This is a genomic window from Arthrobacter dokdonellae (assembly GCF_003268655.1).
Lineage (GTDB): Bacteria > Actinomycetota > Actinomycetes > Actinomycetales > Micrococcaceae > Specibacter > Specibacter dokdonellae.
Genome location: NZ_CP029643.1, coordinates 22,314 through 49,142, shown reverse-complemented (window position 1 = coordinate 49,142; position 26,829 = coordinate 22,314). Strand labels below are relative to the sequence as shown.

Here is a 26,829-nt window from a genome sequence, read left to right as displayed (position 1 = left end):
ACGGGGCGCACCATGCTTGGTGGGTGCCGTCTTGTGCCCACCACGCCCTTCCTTGAAGAGCTCGAGGGCAGCCAACCGCTGTGCAGCGGTCAAGGAACTTCGCGGATACATGGAAAGATCCTCGGAAGCATGGAACAGAATCAATCAGGCCAACGTCCGAGAAGCAGTTCAGGTTCCGCCGGAGCGTTCATCGTCGGGCTGACATGGTGGCCGTCATCGGTGACGGCGGCTTTTTCTCGCTGTTCTCGATGATCGCGGACTGGGCCGCGGAGAGGTCCACGATCCTGACAAAACCTTAGCGTCGCATATTTCACTTTTTCACAAGCCATCCCTAATAACGAGAGCGAGGGCGCCCAGGGGCTGAACAACCGTCAGCGGTGCCAGGTACAGGCTGAAAAGTTGCAAGAGGATGGCCACGCCGAGCATCAGCGTCCCAGCCAACCATGCGGGCCGGCGCACCAGGGTCAGTAGATCCTTGATGTTCAGCCCTGTTTTAGTGGCGTTCGTCTCGGCGGTTTCACCCTCTGACACCCCGCGGTGCTGGAACTGTGCGCCCAGGGCCAGGAAAACGGAACCGACAAGGGCCACCGGGATACCCAGGGCCTGCATTGGGGTCAGCGAGATCAGTTCGATGGCCATGGCGCCACATTACCGGTGGTGAGGGGCGCGGCGGTAGCGGTGGCCCGGGCAAGAGTCGGTCGATGATGTGATGGTGGGCGCGTCGGACACCGCAGCAGCGGGCCTCACCAATTCCTGGAAAGTTGGATGGTTTTCACGCAGGATGCCAGCCTCAGGGCCTGGGCTTGTTGCGGCGGACCCGGGTGCGCAGCTGGATGATTCGAACCGTGCCGGCAATGGCGACGATGATGCCGCCGCCTACCGCTCCAATGAACAGTCCCACGCCAATTGACACGGTGCCGTTGAGTCCGAAGTAGTGCAGCGTGACGGATTCCTGGTTCTGCAGGATAAAGATGATCAGGAGCACCAGAACCAGCAGGCCCGCGGCCGTCGCCACCCACATCATGCTCGCACGCGTCACGACGCTGTTGGTCGTGGGTCGTGCCGGGCCGCCGGTGAGTTGCGGCGGGGTACTTTCCTGGGGGTTCCTCTCCTCAGTCATGGGGGCACTGTCCTCTCTGATGAACTCGCGGGTGGTTTGGTCGAATTTTACGCACCGATTGTTCGTCTTCGCCCTCAGCCTACGCCCGGGCTGAAGAGCGGCAACAGTAGCGCGGGCAGGTGTCCAGACCGCCGCAGTTGGCTGGTTTGTGCCCTCACAGAGGGCGGTCCGGCCCCCGGCGACAGTCGCCGTGGAAGGACGTTTCGGCATTTTCCCAGTTCGTCATTCAGCCCCCTGCCGACCCCGTGTTTCCGGGGTTATGCTGAAGGAATCCTGCCGACAAGGACCGGCAGGCCTAGCACAGGGGAGGGGCAGCATCATGGGTTTGGGTGACAAGATCAAGCACGCCGCCGAGAAGGCCGGCGGCAAGGGCAAGGAAACCGCCGGCGAAGCGACCGACAACGACCGGTTGAAAGCTGAAGGCAAAGCAGACCAGGTCAAGGCCGACATGAAGAAAGCCGGGGATAAAGTCAGGGACGCCTTCAAGAAGCACTGACCCGCCGTCAGCGCCCATCGCAGGCCTCTGCCTTCCCCCGAGGCACGGCCCGGTCCTCTTCGGAGCCTGGCGCCGACAATAACAGTCCCGTGACTGCCTGGGAGGCCGGGCAAAGTTCATCGCCATGAACGGTGCCGTAACGGGGGTGGCCATCGGCCAGATAAGAGTTCCAAGGGGCCTGAATCCGTCCTCATTGACGCCGATACAGCAGGAACCGCCACTCCCATCATCACCGGCGCTCCCGCGTGGTCCATCCATCTGGCCAAATGAGTCGTGGAGCAAGCCATCAGGATCATGAAGACCAGGCCCCCGACTGCGCCTGGCCAACCTCCGGTTCCCCCGATCCTTTCATGCCACTCCCAGCCCGCCAGCGGTTCCAAAGAAACCGCACGGAAAGCATAAGGGACCCTTTCCGGACATGTCAGGGAAGGTGGCCTATACAAAATACGGCGCGGTCCTGGCCACTATGTTTTGCAACCATTGCTGCACGTCAACAATGGCCGCCAGGGCGGAATCTCGGTCCCAGTGGGCGGATGTTTTCTGCCTGCGGGCCTTTGGAGCCTTGGACAATCTCGAACCGGGCCTTCTGGTTCTCATCCAGGGACCAGTAGCCGTCGCTGGTGATGGCAGTGTAATGGGCGAAGACGTCGGCGGACCCGTCATCGGTGGCGATGAAGCCAGGCGCGAGACATGCATGGGACTCCCGGCCCATGTTGCCATGTCGTTAGTCAATAAGGTCGGGGACGGCTGCCTCAGCTAACTTTGCGAAGCCTAGATATAGATGCGTCAGGCCGATTTGAGCAGATTGGAATTGAAGCTCCAGGAGGGCCCCTGCCGCAGGATTCTGGAATATAGCCGCGTGGTCCTGGCGGCGCCCGTCCCAATGTATGTACTCACCATACTGGAACAGATCAATGAGCACTTGGGGGGTGTAGGTGCTTTCAGGTTGTGGGACGGGTACGCCTCTGGGCCAGGTGGCCTCAAGGACTTTCCTCTGAGCTAGATCCTGTAGCGAAGTTGCTAGCAGTCTTGCCCGAGCTGACTGCCACAGCTTTATGGTACGGCGCCCGCTGGTGGCGGTCGCGCCGCCTTCGGCAATTACCGCGTCCCGAAGGTGGTTTTTGACCACGCCAAAGCTGGCCGTGTCGTCGGTACTGAGCTGTCGGAACAGCGTTACGAACCCACGAATAATCTCGTCCGACGGCATCTCAAGGGTCATGGCGATGCGCGCTGAAGGAGATTCCCTCCTGAGCCTCAAGCTGCGATCCGCAACCAGGAGCGAGTACCCGGCAATTAATCGGCAGGCCTGAATGTATCTGTGAATTGCAGAGCGCACCTCAGTTGGCAGTGGGCGCGAGAGAGCCGAAAATAGGGACGGATCCGGCAACGCAAAGACCTCATTCAGAAGCTTCCATTGGAACTCAAACGCGTCCGGTCTCGTGGACAGTTCAGCGTAGGGTGCCGGGAACGGCAATCGAAGCTGTGATGGCTCGGGGCCGACGGATTCAAGGTGGAGATTTATCAGGGATGGCTGCTCGTCATTTGGCGTGTCAAACGTCATACCATGATCGTAAAGGCGGCCCCTTCTAGCGTTCGCGCCTGTCCTGAGCGATCTGGTTGAGCCTTCAGGACATTGAACCCCGAAACCCGAGGTATTGCCCCTTCAGGCATATCCTGTCCCACCCCTTTAGGCTCGGGGCCGTCCTGGTCTTTCGCGGCCGCTGTCGAAAAGCGCGCGGATCTGTGCCAAGGCGGTGACCTTCGTCGGCGAATCGCCCCGGTTGAGCAGTGCGGCGTGTTTTGACTGGCGTTCCAGCACACGCCGGCGCTCCGCGTCCTGCTGCCGGCATTGTTCGGCCTGGCATACGGCGGCCTGCTGATCGCGGGAGCGCAGCGGTTCACGGCAGGACCCATCGATATAGGCGACCGGGCTCTTCGTAGGCGTGTAGAGGGTACTCAGGACCGGGTCGGTGAGCCCGAACCCGTGCATTCCACTCATCAGTGCGCCCGCCAGATCCGGCAGTCGCCGGGAATTGGCATGTGCCGGGCCTACCGGGTGTGGCCGGGGCCGCGGTCGGGCCGCGGCGCCGGGTCGTCCTCGGGCCGGGATTGTCCGCGCCGTGTGTCTTCTGCGGCCCGACGGGCCCGGATGTTCTCCATGGCTTCCTTGACTGCTTCGGCGTTCTCCTGCGGGCCTGGCCCGTTCTGCCCGGCGGGGCGCCAGTTCGCGCGCACCTTCCGTGCCAGGGCCGCTGCCCTCTCGGCACGTTCCTGGGCAGGGCCCAACGTGGCCTGCACCTCGGTGGCTCGTGTCTGGCGCAGCTGGTCCACGACCTGTTCGGCCGGCGTGGGGGTTTCCTTCACCAGTGCTTCGACCTGGGCGGCCTCGGCCATGAGCCCGGCGTCGGCCGGTGCGAGTGGTTCCTTGCGGGTTTGGGCGCTGTACTTGTGCATGGCCGTGACCCGGGCGGCCAGTTGGGCGCCGATTCCTTTGCCCTGGTGGTTGGCGGGGATGGGTGTGCTCTCGCTGGCCGGGATCCGGTAACTGTCCCGGTAGGTGGAGATTTCCACGGCGAGCTGACGCCACTGCTCCTGATGACCGATATGGGAGGGCACGGGCCCCAGGGGTGCAGCCCAGGCCGGGGGTTCCGCGGCGAGCTGCGCGCCGAGCCGTGTTGCCTCGGCGGCCATCAGCTCGCGCCGGGCTGCCAGTTCCTGCCGCCAGAGGGCCGGCGTGTCCGGGTGGGTCAGGACGTCGTGGGGGGCGATCCAGGCTGGCAGCCCGTCCGGGGTCGGAGTCGCGGTCACCGGTGTTGGCAGGTGCCGGCGGGCCTCGATTTCGGTGCGGATCCGCTGGTGGATCTGGGCCGCGGCCTGGACCCGGGGAGCGTTCCCTTCCCGCCGGTCGTTGGACACGGCCCCGCGCTGGTAGGCCTCATCCGCACGGGCCTCCGGGTGCATCAATTCCCGCAGTGCTTGTTCCTTCTGCAGGGAGGAGGCCCGCCAGCGGGCCTTGCCCGCGGCCGCGGGGTCGTTGATGGTCGTATCGGTGCGGGCCTTCTGCTCCGCGGCACTGATCCTGGTGACCAGCTCGTCGTCACTGAGGTGGCCGTGGAGGCGCCGCTGCCAGGGCGTTTCCTTCCGCTCGGCCCGCCAGCCGCGCACCAGCTCCGCCCGAGCCGGCGTCTCGGTCCCTGGCTCCTGTCCGGCATTGGCCTTGGCGCGCATCAGTTCCCCGGCGGCGACACGTTCGAGCCGGGCCAGGGCCGTATCGCTCACTGCTTCAAGGGGGCGGTGCCCCTGCTGGCTGGCTTGGGCACGCCAGTGCTCCAGCCGGTTCTCTACCCGCCAGGCCATGACGGCGCCAACGTCATCGGCTGACCCGAGCTCACGGTCGGCGAAGGATTCGGTGAGCAGGTTTCTCAGGTTGAAGCCTTCGGCCTCGGCGGCACGCAGGTGGGTGGCGATGGCCCCCCACGCGTCGGAGCCAGTAAACCGCCCGGCCACTCCTTCGCCGAGGATGCGGGCGGCAGTGTTGGCCATGCGCAGTTCGTTCGCCTGGGCGTCGATGTCCCGGTACACCTCGGACATCTGGGGCAGGGCGCGTGCCTGGGCGCGGGCGGCGTCCATCTGTTCGTGGGCGGTGAGGTTTCCGTCATGGCTGGCGGCGACGGCCACCAGCACGTCCTCGAGGGTTTCCCCTTCGCCCAGCACGCCGTACAGCCGGTTGGTTTCGCGCCCGCGGGAGGCTGCGACGTAGGCCAGGGCGCGCGGGAGTGTGGAGCTGATCAGGGCGTGGGTGGTGTCGCAGGTGATGCCTTGGGTGCGGTGGATGGTGGCGGCGTAGCCGAGCATCGTCTGCTCACGCACGTACTTGGACGGGAGGGTGATGATTCCGCCGTGCTGGTCGTGGCGGACGGTCAGGGACCCGTCGTCGTGGACTTCGCGGACGTGCCAGACGTCGTTGTTTTTGACGAAGTCCTTGCCGCGGTTCAGGCTCAGCCGCCGGTTGTTCTCGCGGGTCACGATGACGTCGCCGGCGCGGGCGGCCAGCCCGTCCCGGAGTATTGCGGACGGCCCGTCAGTGTCCAGGGCTCCGGTGGCGATCCGGTAGGTCTGGGCGCGGGCGTTCAGTTCCGTCACGGTGGCGTTGTCGAAGGCCATCATGACCGAGTGTTTCTCGGCGTTGGTGTCCTTCTGCCACGCCTGGAAGGCCTGTGAGGTCATGGTTTCGGCGTCGCCGCCGACGACGCGCCGGTTTTCCCGGTAGAACGTCCAGGGGTCATCCTCACCGGCGCTCGGGGGTTCCCGCAGGGCCAGGGTGGCGGCCGCTTCGGCGTCGTTGGGGGTGCCGTCCGGGTTGCGGAAGCGGTGCAGGTCTTCCAGGTGCACGGCCCCGATGGTGTTCTTCAACAGCCGCAGCGCCCCTCCCGATCCAACAGCGGAGAGCTGCTGGTCATCGCCCAGGGCGCGGACGACTGCACCGTATTGGTCCGCGATGGTGACGGCCGCGGCGAACAGCCCGGTGCCCACCATGCCGGCCTCGTCGATGATGATGACATCCCCTGGCGTCGGGATGACCCGGCGCGGATCCTCCACCTGGTGGCTGAGGACGAAGGAGTCGATGGTGGTGGCCTTCGCCCCCAGTTCGGTGCCCATGACGGCGGCGGCCGCGGCCGTGGGCGCGAGGCCGATCACGTGCCCGCCGGCTTCCCGGACGGTATCGGCGGCCAGCCTTAGAGCTGTCGTTTTCCCCGCCCCGGCGGGGCCGACACCGACCAGAAGCAGCCGGTCGCTGCACGCAAATTCCTTTGCCATGCGCAGCTGCTCGGCATCGAACGTTGTGCCCTGCCGGGCCAGGGCTGTGTCGAAGGATTCACCGGTGGCCGCAGGGATCACGGCGCGGCCGGCGGCCGTGAGAAGACGGTCCTCGCTGTGCAGGATTCCGGAGGAGGTGTAGAGGGCCCGGTGGGCTTTCCCGTACTTGCTTTGCCCGTTCTTCAGGCGCAGGGCGCCGATGTTTTCGGCGGGTGTTTCGGGGGTGATGCGCAGGGAGAACTGGTCGATGGCACGGGCCTTGACCTGCTCCAACAGGGCTGGCGGGATCGGCAGTTCGCCGAAGCGTGAGCCGAGCCGGCGCCGGGTTTCGGCTTCAATGTGGTGCTCTCCCCACACGCCGCGGCTGCGCTCCAGCGTCGCGATCACCTCCACTGCCTCCTGGGCGGGGTCGATCTCATCGGCGTGCGCAACCATCCACGGGTTATCGTCCCTGCCGTCCTGGTCGCGGGCGTCGTGTCGGTGTGCCCGGGCCTTCTCGAGGGCGGCGGGCCCGACCACCACTCCGGGAATCGTTCCGAGGTCTTCCATCCATTCATGGACCAGGGCGGCCAGTTGGCGGGCTTCCTTTTTGGCCGGACGGGTGGCCAGGGTGGCGCGCTGGGCCAGGTCGATCATCTGCTTGGCGTTGGGGGCGTAGCCGTGCTTGTCGATGAACTCGGCGGCGAGTTCATCCAGGACCGGTTTGATGCCTTCGCGACGGGAGGAGGCCGCCTCGATGGCGGCCACGTCCACGCCCGCGATCTCGGTCACGGGTCGTTTTCCCGCCACCTTGCGTTCAATCAGGCCGACACCGAGCCGGGCGCAGATCTTTTCCATGACGGCGCGGTTGTAGAACTCGGACGCGGCCACGTTGAACTGGTACAACAGCCCGCCGTCGAGGCTGGACCACTTCCCGTCGACGCCGCGGACCTTGTTGGAGACCACCACATGATCATGCAATTGAGGGTCTCCATTGCGGGAGTCGTAGTGGCGGAACTTGGTGTAGACCAGGCCGCCGTCAACGTCTTCCTGGCGGACGCCGTTGCGTCCGCGTCGGGTGTAGGTCGCCTCCTTTTCCAGGAACTCCATGGCCTCGGTGATGGCTTCCTGGTGGGCGGCTTCAATCTCCTTCCGGGCCTCGTCTCCGCCGATGGCCCACAGCACGGAGGCCGATTTGGCCGGGGCGAACACCAGGTCGTAGCCGGCGACGGCCTGGGAGCCGGGTGTGGTTTCGGCGGTGACGAAACGGCCCAGCTCTTCTTTGTCGCTGGGGTTGCGGCCGTTCACTTCACGGAAGTACCGGGCGCCTTCCTTCATGCGGATCTTGCGGCGGGTGTCGGCGTCAGGTTCCGTGTGGTTCATGCGTTCGTAGTCGCCCAGAGCGGTGGTGATCCGCCCGGCCAGCTCAGCATTCTTTTGTGCGTAGCGGCGGTAGCGCTGGCCCAGTCGGACGTCCTTGAGGTCCTTTCCGGCGGCCAGCATGGCCTCCGCGTCGGGGTGCAGGCCCTGCCCGTAGAGGGCGGCCATTTGGGCCTCGGTGACCTCACCGGAGACACCCAAATGGGTGATCCCTCCGCCGCCCCACTGGCCGGGAGGGTTGCCGTCCACGGTGTAGTAGTCACCGAGCTCACGCCCGGCCGCACGCAGCTCATCAGCACTGGCGACCTCACGGGTGTAGTACGTGTATCCGTCGCCGGCACTGAGCTTGTGCACGGTCATCATGACAGCAATCGTACCGCCAAACTGCCTCACTGATCGATGATGCATGAGGTGTGACAGATCGTGGTGTTTTGGGTGGTGTGGAATCGGTGGGTGTGACGGAGGAGCGAACTCGATGGAGCGGCGCACAAAACGGTAGGATTGGGCCATCAAGTTCTTGATGCGGTTCTGCACATGAGAATGGGCGGTGGGTAACATGCTTTTCGTTATCCACGGTGCGTTCGATTGTGTGGAACCGTCGCCCGGGTTATCCCCAGGTGGGCAGCGAAGAGACCGCCGCAATCTCGGAGCTGTCCACCTGGGGATAACCCGGGCACAGCCAGCCCGAGCGTCAGCGAGGTCCGTTGGGGTGGCGAATCCGCCCCGCCTGTGGACCGGCGGTTGCGCTAGCCGTTAGGTTCTCGTCCGGTACGACAGTGAAGGAGTCTCAAGATGGCAGCACCACGGAAATCATCGGCCCAGCTCGCGGCGCGGGAGAAGGCGATGTTGAAAGCGCAGGCCATGACGGCCCGCCATGAAAAGCTCATCGAGCAGGCGGTGGAATTCTTCCTCTTCCAGGACCAGGCCGAACAGGTCCGCCGCGATGCCCAGGTGAAAGCGGATGCGATCCTGGCGCTGGCGGAGCGGGACGCCGAGGGGGCCCGGCTCGACGCGGCTAAGGTGGTTCAGAACATGTTGGCTACCGGTGAAAGCAAGTCCGCCGTGGCCGCCCGGCTCGGCCTCAGTGGAGCGGAGTTGAAGAGGCTCCTCGATACTTTGCCGGCACCCGCGACAGCCGTTGAGGCGAACGATTCCCTTGCCCCGGACCAGGAGCAGGCGCCCGCCGCTTAGAACAGGGTGGGCGCGTCCGGATCCGTGCCGGCAATGAGTGCGGCGATGCGCTCCGGACGGGTCCACCCGTGGGCGCGGACTTCATTTCGCAACGCGCGGGAGCGGGCGGTGAAATGTTCTCTGGCAAGCCCGCGCCACGCAAAGCCTGTGCCGTTGGCGTCGCGGCCCTTCCGGCGTCGGTCCAGCATGTTCGCCCGCGTGGTTCCCTCGACCACATGGGTGTCCGGGCCGGTCGTGGCGCGGACACAGATCGGCACGTCACACTCGTGCATCAGCATCCCGAGGCCGGCCATGGGACGGCCGGTCGCCAGGTGAAAGGCGTAGCGGTGGGGACGGACCGCCACGGTGCGTCTGTTGGCGTTGAGCGTGTACCTGCCGTATCCGTCATCGGCGACGGCGGCGCTCCACAGCCAGTGGTCCCGAGGTTCCGGGCCTTTGACGACTTTGGTCCAAAAGCGCTCTTCCGGGCTCACAGTCAGTCGAGCTTCTTTTGGAACGTCACCATCAAAATGGCTGACGCCACAAAGTACGTCACCATCGTGTCCTCAGAGGAAGCACGGCCGGCTGTTCGGTTCTCCGTCACGATCATGGGAGTGACGGTGTGTGAGGCTGACTCCGCATTCCAGAGTTGGTCCCCGCTGGCTTCGAATACTTGCTGGATGCCGCGGACGCTCTCGTCCAGCCGGTTGGCCAGCTGCCTTACGGCGGCCTCGACGGTCGGCTTCGGATCACTGACCGCGTAGACGGTTTCCATGGTGCTCATCGGTGTCTGCCTTTCCTCGATGGTGACAGCTGTTACGTGGTTAGCGTTCGACGCGGATGCTGATCAGGCGTGTTCCCTCTTGGAGGGTGCGCTGCATGGCGTGGAAGCCCTGGTCGTAGCTGTCGCAGTCTGTTTCGGTCCGGGCGATGGTCCTGTCTCGATGGTTTCGACGGTGCCGGTGATCCTCATTCGAGCAGCCTAGCGGGATGGTCGGACGCTGAAGGGCCGGCACGTGTGCCGGCCCTTCAGCGTTTTTCCTCTGCATTGGAAAATCTTTGGTGGTCCTGGGTCCGAGTCTAGTCGGGGAGCTCATCCATTGCCGCGTCGTGGGTGAGGTCAATGGGGCCGAGGTCGTGGGTGGCCTGGGCGAGTTGTTCGGCTGCCTGGCGCTCGAGGGGCGAGGGTCGCTCGTAGGTCATGGTGTGGGGGCCGTGCTGGTAGTCGGTTGCGCTCATGGTGTTCTCCCGGTGCCGTGGTCCTTCTTTCACTGTACCGGCCCGGTGGCGGGTTGTCCGCCGGTCTTGGGGTCGCGCAGCGTTGCCGGCGGCCGGAGGAGCGCAGCGGGGGAGGCCGCCGGCCGACACCCAAAAGGCTGGCGGGGCACTTGGTGGGTGCCCCGCCAGTTGGTCGCTATTCCGGCTTGTAGCTGGTGGCCTCGCCCTTCGCTACGGGGGCGACGTACCCGGCGGCCGCGAGCCGGTCGAGGAGCTCGGCCAGCCGGTACCCGCGGTCTTCCTGCAGGGCGGCTGTGTAGTACTGGCTGGCGATTGTTCCCCGTCCCTTGAGCCAGTGAATCCACCCTGTCACGGCCAGCAGCGGGGCCCGGTAGGCTTCCGGGGTTTCGGTGAGCAGTTGGGACAGCGTCGCCTCGGCCGCGTCGACGCGGCGCCAGTTCGGGGCTTCGGTCAGGTCGCCCATCAGGGCGTTGGCGTAGTCCTCGGCGCTGGTGGAGGCATCGAGGATGTCAGCCATGAGGCGGTCACGAATCATGACGTCTTGGAAGGCTGCGATCAACGCCGTGTTGTCGGTTCCGCGGCCGCAGGTGTTGATCGCGGTTTGCCATGTGGCCCGGGCGGTGGCCATCGGCCCTGCCTCGGTGTCGAACGCGTCGGTCATCTCCTCGGGGACCAGCGCGGCGATGCGGGCGGCCGCGGCCGGTGCGTCGCCGGTGAACTCGGGGATGGTGGCCGTGGCCGTGGGCGCGTAGCTGGAGCCGCGGAACGTCAGTTCCGCGTTGGCGACGCTGTCCGTGACCTCCGCCAGCGGTCGCATCTGCGCGTCAAGGTCGAGGTAGCTCATCCATCCCTCGGGGCCGACGAGCCATCCGTCACGGGCGGGGACGCCGCCCTTGTCGAGCTCGCGCATGAGCGCTTCCACCAATGCTTCGCGGGGCTGGGCGCCGGTGCCGGTCTCGGCGGTGAAGACGATGAACAGCGAGCCGTCGGCTTCAACATCGTTGAGCATGTGGGTGGTGGCCACCGTGGCGATGGTCTCGTTTCCTACCCCGGGGCGGGGCAGGTCGATGCGGAGCGTGGCGCGCATGCGGTTGCCTGCCATGCCGAGGATGACCAGCGACTCGGCGGGCATGTAGCCCAGCGTGTGCAGGACCATGGCAATGATGCCTGCACCGCTGGAAATCTTGATCTTGTCGTTCATGGTTTGTGTTCCTTTGCAGAGGGTGTGGGTGAGGGGGCGGCGTAACCTGGCCAGCTGCTCTCTCTTTTCCCCGTTGTTTTTTGGTTGCTGGCGAAGCTTGCGGAGCTGTGGCCGACGGAGGCCTGTCTACCCTTTAGGGCCAGGCCGGGAAAATGTGTGGAGGAAATAAGCGACGCAGGAGCGCCGGAGCATGTTTTCCCGGGCGCAGGCCCCGACGAAGGAGGGGCTAGACAGGGTGGAGCGGCCACGTAAAATCCGAAGGACAGCAACCAAAAAACGCGAAGCGTAAAAACAGGCGGTCGGGTCGGGCGGAGCTTGCGGAGCCCGGACCGACCGCCCCACAGCCGGCCGCGCAGCGGACGCCCATTAACCTGGTGCGAGCCTGCGAGTACCAGGTCCTCGGTTCACGGACGCGCAGCGGCCGCGAACCAGCACAAAAGGGCCCGGCGCGCCAGCGCCGGCGGCCGCCGGGGGTTTTCCCGGCGGCCTGGGCTCTATCTGACGGGTTCGCCGTAGGGGCGCTTCCATTCGAGCGGCATCTTTTCCGCCGTTGCGGGGAGCGTGTCCGGGCCGTCTGCCTGTCCGCTTTGCCAGTAGAAATGGGCGTGGTGGCTGATGGCTTCCCAGTGGGCGGCTTGGGTGCGGTGCCAGGTGGTGGTGACGTCGCCCTCGCAGTAGTTCGCCATGCCCCACAAGTCGCCGGTCTCGTCGCGGGTCCGGAACCCGGCGACTATGATGTAGGGCCAGCTCCCCAGGTCCCAGCCGTCACAGCCCCAGCTGCCGATGACGTGCCAGCCGCGGGCCTCGATGCGGCCCATCCACTCGTAGCCGTCGCCGCCGTACCAGTCGCCGAGGACGGGCAGGTTTTCGATGACCTCCTTGGTGTCGGCGGTGGTCACGGTCGTGGTGTGCAATGCGTTCATGGTTTGTGTTCCTTTGCAGAGGGTGGGGTGAGGGGCGGCGTAACCTGGCCAGCTGCTCTTTCTTTTCCCCGTTGTTTTTTGGTTGCTGGCGAAGCTTGCGGAGCTGTGGCCGACGGAGCGCTGTCTACCCGCCAGGGCAAGGGAGGGAATGTTTGCGGAGGAAATAAGCGACGCAGGAGCGCCGGAGTTAAGATTCCCTCCCGCAGGCCCCGACGAAGGAGGGGCTAGACAGGGTGGAGCGGCCACGTATGATCCGAAGGACAGCAACCAAAAAACGCGAAGCGTAAAAGCAGGCGGTCGGGTCGGGCGGAGCTTGCGGAGCCTGGACCGGACGCCCCGCAGCCGGCCGCGCAGCGGACGCCCCGCAGCCGGCCGCGCAGCGGACGCCCCGCAGCCGGCCGCGCAGCGGACGCCCGATAACCTGGTGCGAGCCTGCGAATACCAGGTCCTCACGGGATGTATGGACTGGTGTTAGCGGCAACTCTAAACTGACCGGAGACGGAAAATTTGATTGACCGTTCGCGGCAAGGCGTTGACCGCTGGCGGCAGGTATTTTTGACCATTTCTACGCCGCCGGCCGGCGGCGGGGTTTGCCGGGATTCCCTTGTCCATTCCCTCGTGTCGTTACGGGGAGAGCCCCTTCCTTCCGGGTGAAGATGGCGATGCCAATCGTTGATCATTCACCTGCATTGCGGGAAGGAAGGGGCTCGTTGTGAAGTCTCCAGGAGAGTTCATGGAAATTTTAGCTGCTTATGATTTAACCCGGTCGTACCGAGACGCCGCGAAGATCTGCGGCGTCTCGCACAACACGGTCCGGTCGTATGTGAAGGCCCGCGACGGGGGCGCCGCGGCGCCGGTGGCCCGCCAGCGCGGGCGGCTCACCGACCCGTACCTGGGACAGATGATTTCCTGGGTCGACCAGTCCCGCGGGAAGATCCGCGCCGACGTGGTCCACGAAAAGCTCCTCGCCCTGGGGTTCACCGGCTGTGAGCGCACGACCCGGACCACCGTGGCGGAGTTGAAGGCGAAATACCGGGCGCAGAACGTGCGCGTGCACCGTCCCTGGTCCCCGGAGCCGGGCCTATGGGTCGAATATGATTACGGGGACGGCCCCGTCGTGGACGGTGTCAAGACCGTCTTGTTCGTGGCCTGGCTGGCGTTCTCACGCTTCCGGATCGTCATCGCCTTGCGCGATAAGACCATGCCCAGCGTGTTCGCCGCCCTGGATCGGACGTTCCGGCTCATCGGGGGCGTCACGACCCACGTGCTCACCGACAACGAAAAGACCGTCACCATCGAGCACATCGCCGGGATCCCGGTCCGCAACCCGCAAATCGTCGCGTTCGCCCGCCACTACTCCACGTCCATCCAGACCTGCATGCCGGCGGACCCTGCCTCGAAGGGCGGGGTGGAAAACGCGGTCAAGATCGCCAAGGCCGACCTCGTCCCGAAGGACACCAACCTGCTGCCCGAGTACGCTTCCTTCGCCGAGCTGGAAGCGGCGTGTGAGGCGTTCATGGAGGACGTGAATTCCTCGGTGCACCGGGCGACCCTGGAAATTCCCAAGGACATGCTCCGCCTCCATGAACAGCCCCGCCTGCACCCCGTCCCGGCGGTGCCGGTGACGGCCAGTTTCGGCCATGCCCGCCAGGTCCCGCCGAACACGCCCATGGTCACCTACGAACACTCCCGCTACTCCGTCCCGCACACCCTCATGGGCGACCGGGTCTGGGTCCGCGGCACCGAGGACGAGGTCGTCATCGTCCACGTCGGGCCCGCCGGCCCGGTCGAGGTCGCCCGGCACGCCCGCACCCGCCCCGGCACCCCGGCGATCAACGACGACCACTTCCCGCCAGCCCCGGCCGGGGCCCTGGAAAGGGTCATCCGGCCCACGAACAGGGCAGAGGCAGAGTTCCTGGCCCTCGGCGCGGGTGCGGCGCTCTGGCTCAAGGAGGCCGCCGCGGCCGGGACCAACAAGATCCGCCACAAAATGGAACGCGCCGCCACCCTGGCCAAGGTGATGGGCAACGATGTCGTCGACCAGGGCCTGGGGGCCGCCGCCGTGCACCAGCGCTTCACCCACGAGGACCTGGTCTCCATCATCACCAACACCGCCACCGGCGAACCCCCCAGCACCATCGGCGCGACCCACACCGTCACCGAACCGGGCCGGTGGCTGAGCCAGGGCACCAGCGCCTGGTCCGGCTTTGGCACCACCGCGGAGCCGGGCACCAGCGATGACACCGACCTTGAAGGAGCCACCGAATGACCGCCACCACCCTCACCCCCGCCCCGCGGGCCGACCAAGGGGTGGAACATGTCATCGCACTGATGCGCACCACCCGCATGCCGCACGCCCGCGCCGTCGTCGCCGACGTCCTCGCCACCGCCAAGGCCCAGCGCTGGGATCCCACCGAAGTCGTCCGCGTGCTCCTCGAAGCCGAAGCAACAGGCCGGAACCGGTCCATGCTCGCCACCCGGCGCAAACGCGCCGGATTCCCCACCGGGAAAACCTTCGACATCTGGGACGAGGCGCTCTCGACCCTGCCGGCGGCGACCACCTCGTTCCTGCGGACCCTGGAATGGGTGCGGCGTCGGGAGAACCTCATCGCGTGCGGGCCCTCCGGCACCGGCAAAACCCTGCTGCTGGAGGCCCTGGGCCAGCAGGCCATCAACGAGGGCATGTCCGTGTCCTGGCTGAGCATGGAGGACCTCGGCGCGCTCGTGCGCCGCCACCGCATCGACGACAGCGTCAACAAGGCCATCACCCGCGCCACCAGCGTGGATTTGATCTGCATCGACGACATCGGCCTTTTGCCCGTCTCCGCCGACGCCGCCGAGGGCTTCTACCGGGTTGTGGAGGCCTCCTACGAGAAACGCTCCCTGGCCATCAGCTCCAACATCCACCCCTCCGGTTTCGACGAGCTCATGCCCAAATCCATAGCCACCGCCACCGTGGACCGGCTCCTCCACCACGCACACCTGTGCCAAACCAGCGGCGAGTCAGTCCGGCTCATGCAAGCCCAAAACGGGAAAGGAACCCACCCCATGAACTAACCCGCATCGCGGTCAGGCGCCCACCAACCCGGCACACCCCGGGCGCCTGACCCTGTCCAAAAATACCTGCCGCCAGCGGTCAACGCCTTGCCGCCACCGGGCAAACCAACATGCCGCCACCGGTCAGTTTAAAGTTGCTGTTGACATACTAGTCCAAAATGCTCAAAATTGATTCGAGTTCCAACTCATCCTCATGTTTATTGCGGTCTGCAACTCGTGCCGTCACCTCTGCAAGTTCCTGTTCTCGGTCAGCAACTTGCGTATCGTCGGCGTAATCTAGCAACGTTTCCTCGATTCATAGGTAGCACCGAAATCCGGTCCTACAGATGCACGGATTATATAACGCGCATCTCCAATTTTCCCCAAGTTCCAGTACGAAGTGTCCGCGTTTCAAAGACCGCGCGGAACTGCTCTTTGAAGGCACGCACCCTCCTGTGTGGACGGCACCGAACGAGCGAGCCCATCCTGCGCAGGAAACGAAGACGTGACACGCGAGACCGGGCAGGGTCGGATCCAGATCCCGTGGAGCCGGCGCGGTGATGGTTAGTTTCTTTCGCTGGTCATTGCCTGATGTGTGCGGAACATGGGATCTTGGTCACCGCCCGAACGCGTGATGCTTACCTTGTCGTCCGGTCATGTCCGGGCGTATGGTCTTGTTGCTCTAGCGGGAAAAGACCACGCATGGCGGAGACAGATGCAGCGACTACATCGAAAGCCAGCGAATCTCGCTGGCGCTGGTTGAGGAAAGATGCCGCAAACTTTAGAAGCCTGGCCTGGAAGGTTGTCCTCACTTCTGTTGCTATGGGGCTTTTTGCGATGGCTGCCTTCTTTTTTCTCAGGATAGAAAACGGCCGCAACTTCCTGCTGTGCATCCTGTTGGTCACGTTGGGATTGGCTCTGTTGCTCTTGGCCTGGGTCATTCTGGTCCATGGAGACTTAAAGCAACGAACTGACGGCTCGGTGGCGGTCATCTCGTCGTTCGCTTTGCTGGCGCTGGCACTGGAGGCACTGCGAAGGTACAACCTTGACTTCGAAATCTCGGCGGAATGCCAAGAAAGACCAACCGGCCAAATCTGCAGCGACAGCATCGCGATGACTCAGCACAGCCAGAATGCCGCCACCCTCCTGCAGATCTGGTCGTTGATGGTTTTCGGTCAGATCATCCCTCTGTTATCCATCTTGAAGGACACGCTGTATTGCTGGCTCAAGCCAACGCCCTGGCAGGAGATTTCTCTGGCATGGGCAGACAATAGGGCCATTCGACGCGACAATCAGCGCCGGACTCAGCAGCCAGACGACACTGTTGAACCAGAAACAGCGGCTACCGTGGAGTGATCGCAGGCTCCTTGGTTTCCTTGTTTTCCGGCTCTGACATACTCACGGCGGGTCACCTGGTCGCGGAACCTTTTCGCGTCGGGCACCAAGGTGTTCCTGCATCGCGGCTTAGCCAGGGAACCACGACCTCAGCGAAAAGCACCCCGCCCAACAGCATCGCGGCAGCCCTCAAGTCCGAATTAGAACCCTCCCGGTTGCGGGATTCATAAGCCGCGTACTCCGCCTCATCGTAGGCGTTTGCCTCGTTCTGCTGGGAGGGGGCTACAGGAACTACCTTTCAGACCCTATTCTGGCGGCCGCTTCCTGGTTGCCTGACGTCAGGTTGGGGTGTAGCTCATAGCTAGGGCGAGCCGCTCATCGCGCTGAGATCTGATTCTTAAATCTAGTCTGAGAGCCTGCCGAAATCGAGGGCAGGTCTTTTTTCTCAGCGCGCAACTAGGTTCTTGTAATTCACCTTCGCAGGACCTCTAAAGGCGGGACTCCTGAATTGTGCCGCATGGCACTTCGGGGTCTACTCGAACGGTGTACTTTCCGTAATCGCGTTGTATGACGAGGATTCCCTGCCTGCGTTCCAAAGCTGCGGGTATCAGTCTGTTGACGGCACGGCCAAGCATTTCGTCCGTCCTCTGGGGTTGCTCCACAGTGTTGATTTCAAGAGAAAGAGGAAGCCCAGTGCCCGGAATAAGGTCGCCGCCCGTTATTGGGAAGGTAGCGCCGGTTACCAATGGATGCGAACTGTTGGACACGAGTCCTCCTTTACTAGGTCGATCGGCATGCACGGTCGCATATCGCGTTGGGTCGCAACCCACACATGTCGGGTTAAATTCTGAAGCTTGAACCCAATGACTTTTAGATCTTTGGTCGAGGGGGCGTCAAATTAGGCTGTAGCCAACCTGACAAAGACCGATCCAGGCAAAGGCATGTCTTACAACTAACGAACTCTCCGAGGTTCGCCGGTGAAATGCCTTCCGACTGTCGTTCACCTATAAGGGCTCGCCAGGCTTCAAAACCGAGAGGATCAGGGTCGCTGCGGTGGGGTCCTCACCTGTGACGACTCGTTTTCTTTTGCAAAACTCCACACGAACGCCCTTCCGCGTGAGCTTCTCAGTCCCTCGGGTTGCGGCTAACAGTTCGTGCTGTGATGGAGCAGAAACTCATGGCGGTAGTGGAGGCCGACCCATGTGGACGCGGAAACCTCGTCAATGTTGACATTTCGTCGGGGTGTTGGTGTTTCCTCTGCGCAGGAAGCCCGGTTCCTGCACGCCCGAGGGCGACGCCTTCTGACCGATGCCATTGGGAAGAACCCCGCGTCGGCACATATATTCTCTTCTCTCGTTAAAATGCGCGGAGGATGTCCTCGACACGTTGTTTGGCGTCGCCGAAGAGCATTTGTGAGTTCTCGCGGTAGAAGAGCGGGTTTTGGACGCCGGCGTAACCGGCGGCCATGGAGCGTTTGAAGACGATGACGTTCTCGGCTTCCCAGACTTTGAGGACGGGCATCCCGGCGATGGGGCTGCCGGGGTCTTCGGCGGCGGAGGGGTTGACGGTGTCGTTGGCGCCGATGACGAGGACCACGGAGGTGTCGCCGAGGTCGTCGTTGATTTCGTCCATTTCCAGGACGATATCGTAGGGGACTTTGGCTTCGGCGAGGAGGACGTTCATGTGTCCGGGCAGGCGCCCGGCGACCGGGTGGATCCCGAACCTGACATTGACTCCGCGTTCGCGGAGCTGGTGGGCGAGTTCGGCGACGGGGTATTGGGCCTGGGCCACTGCCATGCCGTAGCCGGGGGTGATGACCACGGACGAGGCGTTGGTCAGCATCTCGGCGGTGGCTTCGGCGGTGATTTCCCGGTGTTCGCCCTGGTCTGTGTCCCCCTTGCTGGCGGGTGCTGCGATGCCGAAGCCGCCGGCGATCACGGAGATGAAGGACCGGTTCATGGCCTTGCACATGATGTAGGACAGGTAGGCACCGGAGGAGCCGACGAGGGCGCCGGTGATGATGAGCAGGTCGTTGTTGAGCAGGAACCCGGCCGCGGCGGCGGCCCAGCCGGAGTAGCTGTTGAGCATGGAGACCACCACGGGCATGTCGCCGCCGCCGATGGAGGCGACCAGGTGCCAGCCCAGCCCCAGAGCCAGCGCCGTGACAACAACCAGTAGCCACAGCTGGGAGTCATTGACGTACCAGACAGTGAGTGTCACAAACGCGGCCAGCGCGCCGAGGTTGATCGCGTTCTTGCCCGGCAGCATCAGCGGCGCCGACCTCATCCGGGCCGACAGTTTCAGGAACGCCACGATCGAACCGGTGAACGTCACCGCGCCGATGAACACGCCGATGAACACCTCAGCGTGGTGAATCGCCATCAGGTCTGAAGACAGCGCGGGGGCTTCGAGATGCCCGTTCCAGCCGACCAGGACCGCGGCGAGGCCCACGAAGCTGTGCAGCAGTGCAATGAGTTCGGGCATGCCCGTCATCTCCACGACCCGGGCGCGCCAGAGCCCGATGGCGCCGCCGACGATCACCGCTACCAGGAGCAGGCCCAGGCCGGTGAGGCCGTGGCCGGTACCCCAGGCGTCCTGCAGGGTCAGCCACACGGTCGCGGCGAGGGCGATGACCATCCCGGTGATGCCGTAGACCACGCCCGCTTTGGCCTTTTCGTGTTTGCTCAGCCCGGCCAGGCTGAGGATGAACAGCAGGGCCGCGACGATGTAGGCGGCGCCGGCGATGGAGTCGGCGGTCAATGGACCGGAGACGGTGTCGGACACGGTAAGGCTCCTCGATAGAATTCCTGCTGCTCCTGCGGCTGTTTCGGTGGCGGCGCTCATGAACGTGCCTTCTCACCGCGGGAGAACATGGCGAGCATGCGCCGGGTGACGGCGAAGCCGCCGAAGATGTTAATGCTGGCCAGCAGGACCGCGACGGCGGCGAGCACCTGCATGAGGATGTTGTCCGAGGTGACCTGCAGCAGGGCGCCGACGACGATGATCCCGGAGATGGCGTTGGTGACGGACATTAGCGGGGTGTGCAGGGCGTGGTGGACTTTGCCGATGACGTAGAAGCCGACCACGATGGAGAGCATCAGCACCGTGAAGTGCTGGGGCAGCGGCGCCGGGGCGACCGCGTTGATCCCGAACAGTGCCGCGATGCCGGCGGCGAAGAGCCCTGCCTTGCCGGCAGCGCTAAGGCCCTGTTTCTTCTTCGGTGCCGTACTTTCGGCGGCCGTTCCGGCATCCGTCTTCACTGCGGGTGCGGCGGAGACTTGGACCGGGGGCGGCGGCCAGGTCTTCTCACCCTCACGCACCACCGTCACCGACCGCTGCACCACATCATCAAAATCGATCCGCAACACCCCGTCCTTCTCCGGGGTCAGGAGCTTGAGCAGGTTCAGCATGTTCGTCCCGTACAGCTGGGAGGCCTGGGCCGGCAGCCGGGCCGGAAGATCCGTATAACCCAGGATCACCACACCGTTGTCCGTGACCACCCGTTCGCCGGCGACCGAGCCTTCAACGTTCCCGCCCTGCCCGGCTGCCATGTCAACGATCACGCTGCCGGACTTCATACCCGCGACATCGTCGGCGGTGAGCAGCTTCGGCGCCGGCCGCCCGGGGATCAGGGCGGTGGTGATGATGATGTCCACATCCGCGGCCTGCTCCGAGTAAATCTCCGCAGCGCGGGCGTTATACGCCTCGGACGTGGCTTTCGCGTACCCGTCCGTGGACTTCATCTCCTCGGCGACCTCGACCTTGAGGTAGGTCCCACCGATGGACTTCACCTGGTCAGCGACCTCGGGACGCGGGTCCGTCGCCCGGACAATCGCGCCCAGGCTGGACGCCGCACCGATCGCCGCCAAACCGGCGACACCGGCACCGGCCACCAGGACCTTCGCCGGCGGGACCTTGCCCGCCGCCGTCACCTGACCGGTGAAGAACCGCCCGAACTCATGCGCGGCCTCAATTACGGCCCGGTACCCGGCGATGTTCGCCATCGAACTGAGCACATCCATGGACTGCGCCCGGGAAATACGGGGGACCGCGTCCAACGCCAGCGCTGTGATTGGACGGGCCGCCAGAGCCTCCACCAGTTCCGGCCGCAATCCGGGGCTCAACATCCCGATCAGCGTCGCACCTTCGGCCAGACGGCCGATCTCATCCTCGGTAGGCGGGTTGATTCGCAGCACCACGTCGCTGCCCCACGCCTCATCAGCACCCACGATCATGGCACCGGCCTCGGTATACGCCTCATCACGGAACGCCGCGGACTCCCCGGCGCCCTTCTCGACCACAATTTCGTAGCCCAACCCAAACAACTGCTTCACCGTGGTGGGCGTCGCCGCCACCCTCGTCTCGCGACCTAACTCGGCCACAATGCCAATACGTGTCACTTATTGCTCTCTCTAAGATGTGGTGCCGGGCCAATTCGATTTCGATTGCCGGGAGACAAGCCGGGGTCACTGTTTCCTAATGAAGCAGCGCCCGTAATGGATCCGTCGCCGGGGCCGGCCCGGATTTCGGGGTGCCTGTTGCGAAGGGCATGCGTACCCGGCGACGGAATCTTTTGAAGTCCTAAACGGTGGCGAGCTCTTTGGGGTTGTCTTCCCGCGGGCCTCGGTGAGGTAGCGAGGCGGACTGACATCTTCGCAACCCTTTCCCCGCTTCATACCAGGAGCGCTCCCACCGCCCGGCTCAAGGCATGCAGCTACATTGCGAAGACGTCGCCTGCCTTAGAAGTAGTGGGGGAAGCGGGACCAGTCGGGGTCGCGTTTCTCAAGGAAAGCCTCCTTGCCTTCCACCGCCTCGTCCGTCATGTAGGCCAGCCTGGTGGCTTCGCCGGCGAAGACCTGTTGGCCGGCCAGTCCGTCGTCGGCGAGGTTGAAGGCGAACTTGAGCATCCGGATGGCCTGCGGTGACTGCCGGGCGATGTCAGCCGCGTATTCCAGGGCCACTTCTTCGAGCCGTTCGTGGTCCACGGCCTCGTTCACGGCACCCACGCGGACCATGTCCTCAGTGGAATACTCACGGGCCAGGAAGAAGATTTCCCGGGCGGACTTCTGGCCGATCTGCCGCGCGAGCAGCGCCGAGCCGTATCCGGCGTCAAAGCTTCCCACTGTGGCGTCGGTCTGCTTGAACTTGCCGTGCTGCCGGGAAGCGATGGTGAGGTCTGCAACCACGTGCAACGAGTGCCCTCCGCCGGCCGCCCAGCCGTTGACCACCGCGATGACCACCTTGGGCATGGTCCGCATCAGCCGCTGGACTTCCATGATGTGAAGCCGGCCGGCCCTCGCGGGGTCGATGGTTTCCTGGGTCTCGCCGTCGGCATAGCGGTACCCGTCGCGGCCCCGGATGCGCTGGTCTCCGCCCGCACAGAAGGAGTGGCCGCCGTCCTTGGGGGAGGGGCCGTTCCCGGTGAGCAGGACGGTGGCTACATCCGGCGTCATCCGGGCGTGGTCTAGTGCCCGGTACAGCTCGTCTACGGTGATGGGGCGGAACGCGTTGCGGACCTCGGGGCGGTTGAACGCGATCCGGACCGCGGGCAGGTCCTTGATGGTGCCGTCCGCGGAACGTTTCACCTGGCGATGGTAGGTCACGTCCTGAAAATCGAAACCCGAGACCTCGCGCCACTGGGCGGGATCGAAGACGTCAGATACTTTGGCGGGGATTTCGTTACTCATAGGTCCTTGGTTGTGTTGATCATGTTGATGGCGTTGGGCTGCCACGTAGATTTCGGGCAGCTGATATGAAGCCGTAAGATTCAGCTTTTGCCTTTTCCAAATGCCCGTGGCTAGGAGGTCTCAGGGAAACTGAGATGAGCATTGTCGATGAGGCGAGTAGTGCCGACTCTCGCTGCGATCAGGAGTCGTGCATCCGTACCGCCGCTGTACGGAGCGAGGCTGGCCGTTCGTAGTTCCACGTAATCGGGAACCACCTCTGGTTGCGCAGCCAGCGCTTCATAAGCGGCTTCCAACGAGGCGCGGGGTCCTCCGCCGGCGGCTGCTGCTGCCGCTTTCAGGGCTTGGGAGAGAGCGAGTGCAGCGGTGCGCTGCTCGAAAGTAAGGTAGCGATTGCGTGAGGACAAGGCCAACCCATCGGCGTCACGCCGAGTGGGCACGCCTACCACTTCTACGCCCATATTGAGGTCGGAAGACATCGATCGGACCAGGACCAATTGCTGGTAGTCCTTCTCGCCGAAGTAAATTCGGTCTGGCCTTACGATGTTTAGGAACTTTGCCACAACGGTGAGAACACCTGCGAAATGTCCCGGCCGGGTTCTACCTTCCAGCGCGTCGCCGAGCGGCCCAGGGACGATGGTCACTACGCCTGCACCACCTGACGGGTACATCTCGTCCACGCTGGGTGCGAAAATGAGATCAGCACCCGCCTCGCGGCTTTTAGCGACGTCAGCCTCCAGATCACGGGGGTAGCGGGCGAAGTCTTCATGGGGCCCGAACTGCAGCGGATTGACGAAGATCGACACCACCACGGAAGTCCGACCGTCGGAGCCGGCTTGGCGTATTAGTTCCTGATGACCGCTGTGGAGGGCGCCCATGGTCGTAACCAGCGCGACTGACCGACCTGCAGCGCGAAGCCGGGCTACGGCGGCGGCGAGAGAAGAGGAACTTTCGTGAACGGTGATGTGCCCCTCACTAGGTGATGCGTGCTGTTGCATTTTGGGGGTTTCCTTAAAGTGGTCGCGCCTGTTCCCTTCATCGCCTCAGCACCGTTGGTGCGATCCCTACAGCAGTGGGAATCAGGTCTGGCAACTATTTAGTTCAGGGTTGGATGTACCCGTCAAACTCATGCCCGCAGGCAGGGGTCTTTGACGGTGCCACTCGCTATTCCTGACGGGCGAACTGAGCAAGTGGACAGCAGAATACGCGGCTCTTGGCATCCCCTGGCAGGAGTCCCGCAAGGGCAGGCAGGGCAGCCGGTTAGTTGCCGGCGTTCTCTGCCGGACGAACTTCATCGGCCAGAGACCGGAGCCCAGGCCGCTCCTTTTCCTCCACGTAATCGTAGTAGTACCAAAACAAGCCATCCCGGGTGAGCCACGATGCTAGGCGGCCATCTCGATGCCGAATCGCATGCAGTAATTCGTCATGATGCCGGATCGAAGCCAACATCTGTCCCCGGCTGTCTCCGGAATCGATGATGCGTTGCTGGATGAGGTTAAGGACGGATTCACGGACGGCCTCCCCGGAAAGCTCCAACAAAGGGTTGCCGCTTGCACGCGCCACGATGCGGTGAAAATCGAAGTCAGCCGCGCTGAAATCCTCATAACCTAACTCAACGCTGGCCCGCATGCGTGCGTTCGCGCGTTCCAGTTCCAGGAGTTCCGACTCGCTTCGATTGGTTGCGGCGAGCACAACTGCAGCGCTCTCGATAATCATGCGGAACTGCAGCAAAGAAGCGAAGCCGACAATGTCTCCGGAAGTGAGCCTCGTCAATGATTTTTGTAAGGAGTGGGAACTGGCCGGGAGGACGATGGGCCCGCGGCGGTCGCCCAGGCGCGATTTGACCAGATGGTTGCTTTCAAGCAACCGGAGGGCTTCCCTGACCGTTGGGCGGCTGACGCCATATTGCTCCACGAGTTCCCGCTCGCTTGGGAGACGGTCTCCGGGTTTCAATTCGCCCGACAAGATAGCGCTCTCTACGCGGCCAGCGATCACCTGATAGGCGCGGCCGGGCTGCGATGGCTCGGTGTTCACGCTTCCGCACCTTCCTTTCTTTCCACCTTGTGTTCTCAGACCTCCCGGTCTTGGGACTCTGCCCTATGAGGTTGGGGGATCAAACCGGCCGTCCACTGCTGTCCATCCGCCGTCAACATACAGTACCGTTCCGGTCACGTAGCTGGACGCGTCAGAGGCCAGGTAAACGACTGCGCCCGTTAGTTCGCTCGGCTGGGACCAGCGCCCCAGCGCCCCCTTGGTGGCATAAGCGTTGTACCATTCAGGGTTTGCCTTGATGGAATCGGTCAAAGGCGTGTCAACACATCCTGGTGCTACAGCATTTGCCCGGACGCCGGCCGGGCCAAACTCTGCAGCCGCTGTCCGGAGCAGTTGCACCGTTGCTGCCTTGGTGGCGGCGTAGACGCCTTGTCCGGGTTCGACCACCAAGTGGCGCACTGAAGAGAACCCGATGATACTCCCCTTCTGCTGGCGGACCATGTTGGCGCCAAAGGCGCGGATAAGGTCAAAGCTGGACCGGACATTGAGGTTTACGACGCGGTCGTACTCTTCAGAGGAGTAGTCGAGCAGCCTCTTGCGCACGTTGGTTGCCGCGGTGAAGAGCAGTGTTTCCACATCTGGGTGATCGGCAGCGGCAGCGAAGACGGCATCGGTATCGAGAACATCGAGTTCGTACGCTTGGGCGTGCCCCCCTTCGTTCGCGATCAACTTTGCTGTGTGCTTGGCCGCATCTAAGTCTCGATCGGCGCAGATAACGTGGGCGCCATGGGCGGCCAACGCCAGCGAGGATTCACGGCCGATGCCGCTTCCGGCTCCCAGTACGAAGGACTTGCGGTCATCAAGTCGAAAAAGGTTGCTGTAGTTCACTTTGCGGTTCTCCTGTCAGGGCGAATAACGGCCATGCGGGTTACGGTCAGTTCTTCCATTGCGAAGCGGGGCCCTTCACGTCCTGTTCCTGAATCCTTGACCCCGCCATAGGGCATCGTGTCATTCCGGTAGCCGGGGACCTCGTTGACGATCACCCCGCCGACGTCGAGCCCGTCTATTGCCTGGTAGGCCTTGGCAAGCGAGGCTGTAAAAACGCTCGCTTGCAGCCCGTAGCGGGATTTGTTGACGAGGTCTATGGCTGCATCAAAATCGGGCGCGGAGCGAATACACACAACTGGCCCGAAGATTTCCTCATCCCAAACCTTTACGCCGGACGGGACGTCAACGAGGACGGTGGGTTCGAGAAGTCCATCCTTGGTTCCGCCGCCGAAGGCGATCTCGGCACCGTTGCTGACAGCTTCGTCAATCCATTCTGTTACCCGCCGGGTTGAGTCTTCGTTGATGAGTTTGGCTACCCGAGTTTGTTCATTTCTGGGGTCCCCGACTACCACCTCTCCCATTCGCTCCACCACCCGTTTGGAAAGATCAGTGATGATGCTTTCGTCAGCAACAATGCGTTGGATTGATATGCATGCCTGCCCGTTGCCGTAGAAGCCGCCGCGGATGACGGCATCGGCTGCTGCATCCAGATCAGCATCCGGTGCCACAATCAGTGCAGCATTGGATCCGAGCTCAAGTAGTACCTTGCGCGGGGCGCAGTCCCGCGCAATCTGGTGTCCGACAGCTGCAGAACCTGTGAAACTGACAGCACCGATCCGGGGATCGCTGGTAAGGACGCTCCCGACTTCTGGGCCGCCGGTGATCATCTGAACAATGTCCTCGGTGACATTCAGGGCCTGGGCAGACTGACGAATCAGGTGGACCAACCATAAGGTCGACAAGGGCGTGTTGGGTGCCGGCTTGCAGATCACAGCGCATCCAGCGGCGATGCTCGGTGCGATCTTGTGGGTGGCCAGTAGCAGGGGATAGTTGAACCCGGCGATACCGATAACCAGGCCAATGGGCTTGCGTGTCCAGTACCCGATCAGCCCTTCGCCGCCCGCCTGAATATCCAGCGGTACCGTCTCCCCATGGAGGGCGGAGATGGCCTCGGCCGCCGCGGCCCAGGTGAACAGGGTGCGGCTTACTTCCGTTCGGCAATCCACAAGCGGCTTGCCCGTTTCTGTCACCAGGAGCTGTTCGAATTCGGAGCGGCGCTGCTCAATGGCATGGCGGACATCCAACAACAGCTGGCGGCGGGTGGATGCAGGCAGCGCTGCGACCAGCGGCTGAGCGGTGAGGCCGGCATCCAGTGCTTTTCTGGCGTGGTCGGTTGTGCCGACCGGGGCTTGCGCCACCTCGGAGCCGTCGTAGGGAAACGAAATGGTGGACGTACCGACGCCGTCGGTAACCCATTCTCCGGCAATAGGTAGTCCATTGGGGTAAGGGGGTTTAAAGAGGCCCACTGTTCGGTCCACTCCTTCGGGGGTTCGTTTAGTAGCCACTGGTAAGGCCGGTAGCTCCTAACAGGATGCGCTAGTGAGCAGTCTCACGTCAAGCGCAGCAGT

General features: G+C 63.8%; 24 protein-coding genes. 5 read left to right on the top strand and 19 right to left on the bottom strand.

What is annotated here, in order from left to right:
* Positions 1 to 318: 318 nt before the first annotated feature.
* Together DMB86_RS19655 and DMB86_RS19650 are read right to left on the bottom strand one after the other, a co-directional pair.
* The gene (locus tag DMB86_RS19655; protein WP_113719746.1) at positions 319 to 639 is read right to left on the bottom strand and encodes a hypothetical protein; all 321 of its coding nucleotides are present in this window, start codon (positions 637 to 639) and stop codon (positions 319 to 321) included.
* 151 nt (positions 640 to 790) lie between these two features.
* Entirely contained in the window at positions 791 to 1,120 is a 330-nt protein-coding gene (locus DMB86_RS19650) for a LapA family protein (RefSeq protein ID WP_113719745.1), read from the bottom strand.
* Between the two features lie 319 nt (positions 1,121 to 1,439).
* On the opposite strand from DMB86_RS19650, the gene DMB86_RS19645 reads away from it, so the two are divergent.
* Positions 1,440 to 1,616, top strand: a complete 177-nt coding sequence (locus DMB86_RS19645) for a CsbD family protein (protein WP_113719744.1) — start codon at positions 1,440 to 1,442, stop codon at positions 1,614 to 1,616.
* 490 nt (positions 1,617 to 2,106) lie between these two features.
* On the opposite strand, the gene DMB86_RS19640 is transcribed toward DMB86_RS19645, so the two are convergent.
* From DMB86_RS19640 to mobF, 4 genes are all read right to left on the bottom strand, one after another.
* Complete coding sequence (locus tag DMB86_RS19640) at positions 2,107 to 2,328, bottom strand: cold shock domain-containing protein (protein ID WP_113719743.1); 222 nt, start codon at positions 2,326 to 2,328, stop codon at positions 2,107 to 2,109.
* Positions 2,329 to 2,340: 12 nt separating this feature from the next.
* On the bottom strand, positions 2,341 to 3,177 hold the full coding sequence (locus DMB86_RS20420; protein ID WP_129545608.1) for a hypothetical protein: 837 nt from the start codon (positions 3,175 to 3,177) through the stop codon (positions 2,341 to 2,343).
* A gap of 126 nt (positions 3,178 to 3,303) precedes the next feature.
* Positions 3,304 to 3,615, bottom strand: coding sequence for a hypothetical protein (locus DMB86_RS19630; RefSeq protein WP_129545607.1), 312 nt, complete (start codon positions 3,613 to 3,615; stop codon positions 3,304 to 3,306).
* A 50-nt stretch (positions 3,616 to 3,665) separates the two neighbouring features.
* Positions 3,666 to 8,156, bottom strand: a complete 4,491-nt coding sequence (gene mobF / locus DMB86_RS19625; RefSeq protein WP_113719740.1) for a MobF family relaxase — start codon at positions 8,154 to 8,156, stop codon at positions 3,666 to 3,668.
* Positions 8,157 to 8,585: 429 nt separating this feature from the next.
* Between mobF and DMB86_RS19620 the strand changes: the two genes are divergently transcribed.
* Positions 8,586 to 8,984, top strand: coding sequence for a hypothetical protein (locus DMB86_RS19620; RefSeq protein WP_113719739.1), 399 nt, complete (start codon positions 8,586 to 8,588; stop codon positions 8,982 to 8,984).
* Here the strand turns inward: DMB86_RS19620 and DMB86_RS19615 are convergent.
* From DMB86_RS19615 to DMB86_RS19595, 6 genes are all read right to left on the bottom strand, one after another.
* Positions 8,981 to 9,457: a hypothetical protein gene (locus tag DMB86_RS19615; protein WP_113719738.1), complete on the bottom strand. Its 477-nt coding sequence runs from the start codon at positions 9,455 to 9,457 to the stop codon at positions 8,981 to 8,983. The two genes, DMB86_RS19620 and DMB86_RS19615, sit on opposite strands and share 4 nt — an antisense overlap.
* A 2-nt stretch (positions 9,458 to 9,459) precedes the next feature.
* Entirely contained in the window at positions 9,460 to 9,747 is a 288-nt protein-coding gene (locus DMB86_RS19610) for a hypothetical protein (protein WP_113719737.1), read from the bottom strand.
* A gap of 40 nt (positions 9,748 to 9,787) precedes the next feature.
* On the bottom strand, positions 9,788 to 10,012 hold the full coding sequence (locus DMB86_RS19605; protein WP_113719736.1) for a hypothetical protein: 225 nt from the start codon (positions 10,010 to 10,012) through the stop codon (positions 9,788 to 9,790).
* A 31-nt stretch (positions 10,013 to 10,043) separates the two neighbouring features.
* Complete coding sequence (locus tag DMB86_RS20690) at positions 10,044 to 10,202, bottom strand: hypothetical protein (RefSeq protein WP_171814621.1); 159 nt, start codon at positions 10,200 to 10,202, stop codon at positions 10,044 to 10,046.
* A 175-nt stretch (positions 10,203 to 10,377) separates the two neighbouring features.
* Complete coding sequence (locus tag DMB86_RS19600; protein WP_113719735.1) at positions 10,378 to 11,403, bottom strand: DUF4192 domain-containing protein; 1,026 nt, start codon at positions 11,401 to 11,403, stop codon at positions 10,378 to 10,380.
* A gap of 494 nt (positions 11,404 to 11,897) precedes the next feature.
* On the bottom strand, positions 11,898 to 12,326 hold the full coding sequence (locus DMB86_RS19595) for a hypothetical protein (protein WP_113719734.1): 429 nt from the start codon (positions 12,324 to 12,326) through the stop codon (positions 11,898 to 11,900).
* A 712-nt stretch (positions 12,327 to 13,038) separates the two neighbouring features.
* Here DMB86_RS19595 and istA point away from each other — a divergent pair.
* The 3 genes from istA to DMB86_RS19580 all read left to right on the top strand — a co-directional run bounded on the left by istA (position 13,039) and on the right by DMB86_RS19580 (position 16,718).
* Positions 13,039 to 14,595, top strand: coding sequence for an IS21 family transposase (gene istA / locus DMB86_RS19590; protein ID WP_113718971.1), 1,557 nt, complete (start codon positions 13,039 to 13,041; stop codon positions 14,593 to 14,595).
* A complete protein-coding gene (locus tag DMB86_RS19585) occupies positions 14,592 to 15,383 on the top strand; it encodes an ATP-binding protein (RefSeq protein ID WP_113718970.1) in 792 nt (263 codons plus the stop codon). Before istA ends, DMB86_RS19585 begins: the two co-directional genes overlap by 4 nt.
* A 681-nt stretch (positions 15,384 to 16,064) precedes the next feature.
* Positions 16,065 to 16,718, top strand: coding sequence for a hypothetical protein (locus tag DMB86_RS19580; RefSeq protein WP_129545606.1), 654 nt, complete (start codon positions 16,065 to 16,067; stop codon positions 16,716 to 16,718).
* A gap of 1,335 nt (positions 16,719 to 18,053) precedes the next feature.
* On the opposite strand, the gene pntB is transcribed toward DMB86_RS19580, so the two are convergent.
* The 7 genes from pntB to DMB86_RS19540 form a co-directional block, all read right to left on the bottom strand.
* Positions 18,054 to 19,541, bottom strand: a complete 1,488-nt coding sequence (gene pntB / locus DMB86_RS19570) for a Re/Si-specific NAD(P)(+) transhydrogenase subunit beta (RefSeq protein ID WP_418202340.1) — start codon at positions 19,539 to 19,541, stop codon at positions 18,054 to 18,056.
* Positions 19,538 to 21,097, bottom strand: a complete 1,560-nt coding sequence (locus tag DMB86_RS19565) for a Re/Si-specific NAD(P)(+) transhydrogenase subunit alpha (protein ID WP_113719732.1) — start codon at positions 21,095 to 21,097, stop codon at positions 19,538 to 19,540. The genes pntB and DMB86_RS19565 overlap by 4 nt, the downstream gene beginning before the upstream one ends.
* A 339-nt stretch (positions 21,098 to 21,436) precedes the next feature.
* Positions 21,437 to 22,384, bottom strand: coding sequence for a 1,4-dihydroxy-2-naphthoyl-CoA synthase (locus DMB86_RS19560; RefSeq protein ID WP_113719731.1), 948 nt, complete (start codon positions 22,382 to 22,384; stop codon positions 21,437 to 21,439).
* Between the two features lie 110 nt (positions 22,385 to 22,494).
* Positions 22,495 to 23,379 (bottom strand): pantoate--beta-alanine ligase, encoded by an 885-nt coding sequence (panC, locus tag DMB86_RS19555; RefSeq protein ID WP_113719730.1) that lies wholly within the window; start codon positions 23,377 to 23,379, stop codon positions 22,495 to 22,497.
* A gap of 262 nt (positions 23,380 to 23,641) precedes the next feature.
* Positions 23,642 to 24,415: a FadR/GntR family transcriptional regulator gene (locus tag DMB86_RS19550; RefSeq protein ID WP_113719729.1), complete on the bottom strand. Its 774-nt coding sequence runs from the start codon at positions 24,413 to 24,415 to the stop codon at positions 23,642 to 23,644.
* A gap of 63 nt (positions 24,416 to 24,478) precedes the next feature.
* Positions 24,479 to 25,261 carry an SDR family NAD(P)-dependent oxidoreductase gene (locus DMB86_RS19545; RefSeq protein ID WP_113719728.1) on the bottom strand — a complete coding sequence of 261 codons (783 nt, stop codon included), beginning with the start codon at positions 25,259 to 25,261 and terminating at the stop codon, positions 24,479 to 24,481.
* Entirely contained in the window at positions 25,258 to 26,727 is a 1,470-nt protein-coding gene (locus DMB86_RS19540) for an aldehyde dehydrogenase family protein (RefSeq protein WP_113719727.1), read from the bottom strand. The genes DMB86_RS19545 and DMB86_RS19540 overlap by 4 nt, the downstream gene beginning before the upstream one ends.
* Positions 26,728 to 26,829 lie beyond the last annotated feature (102 nt).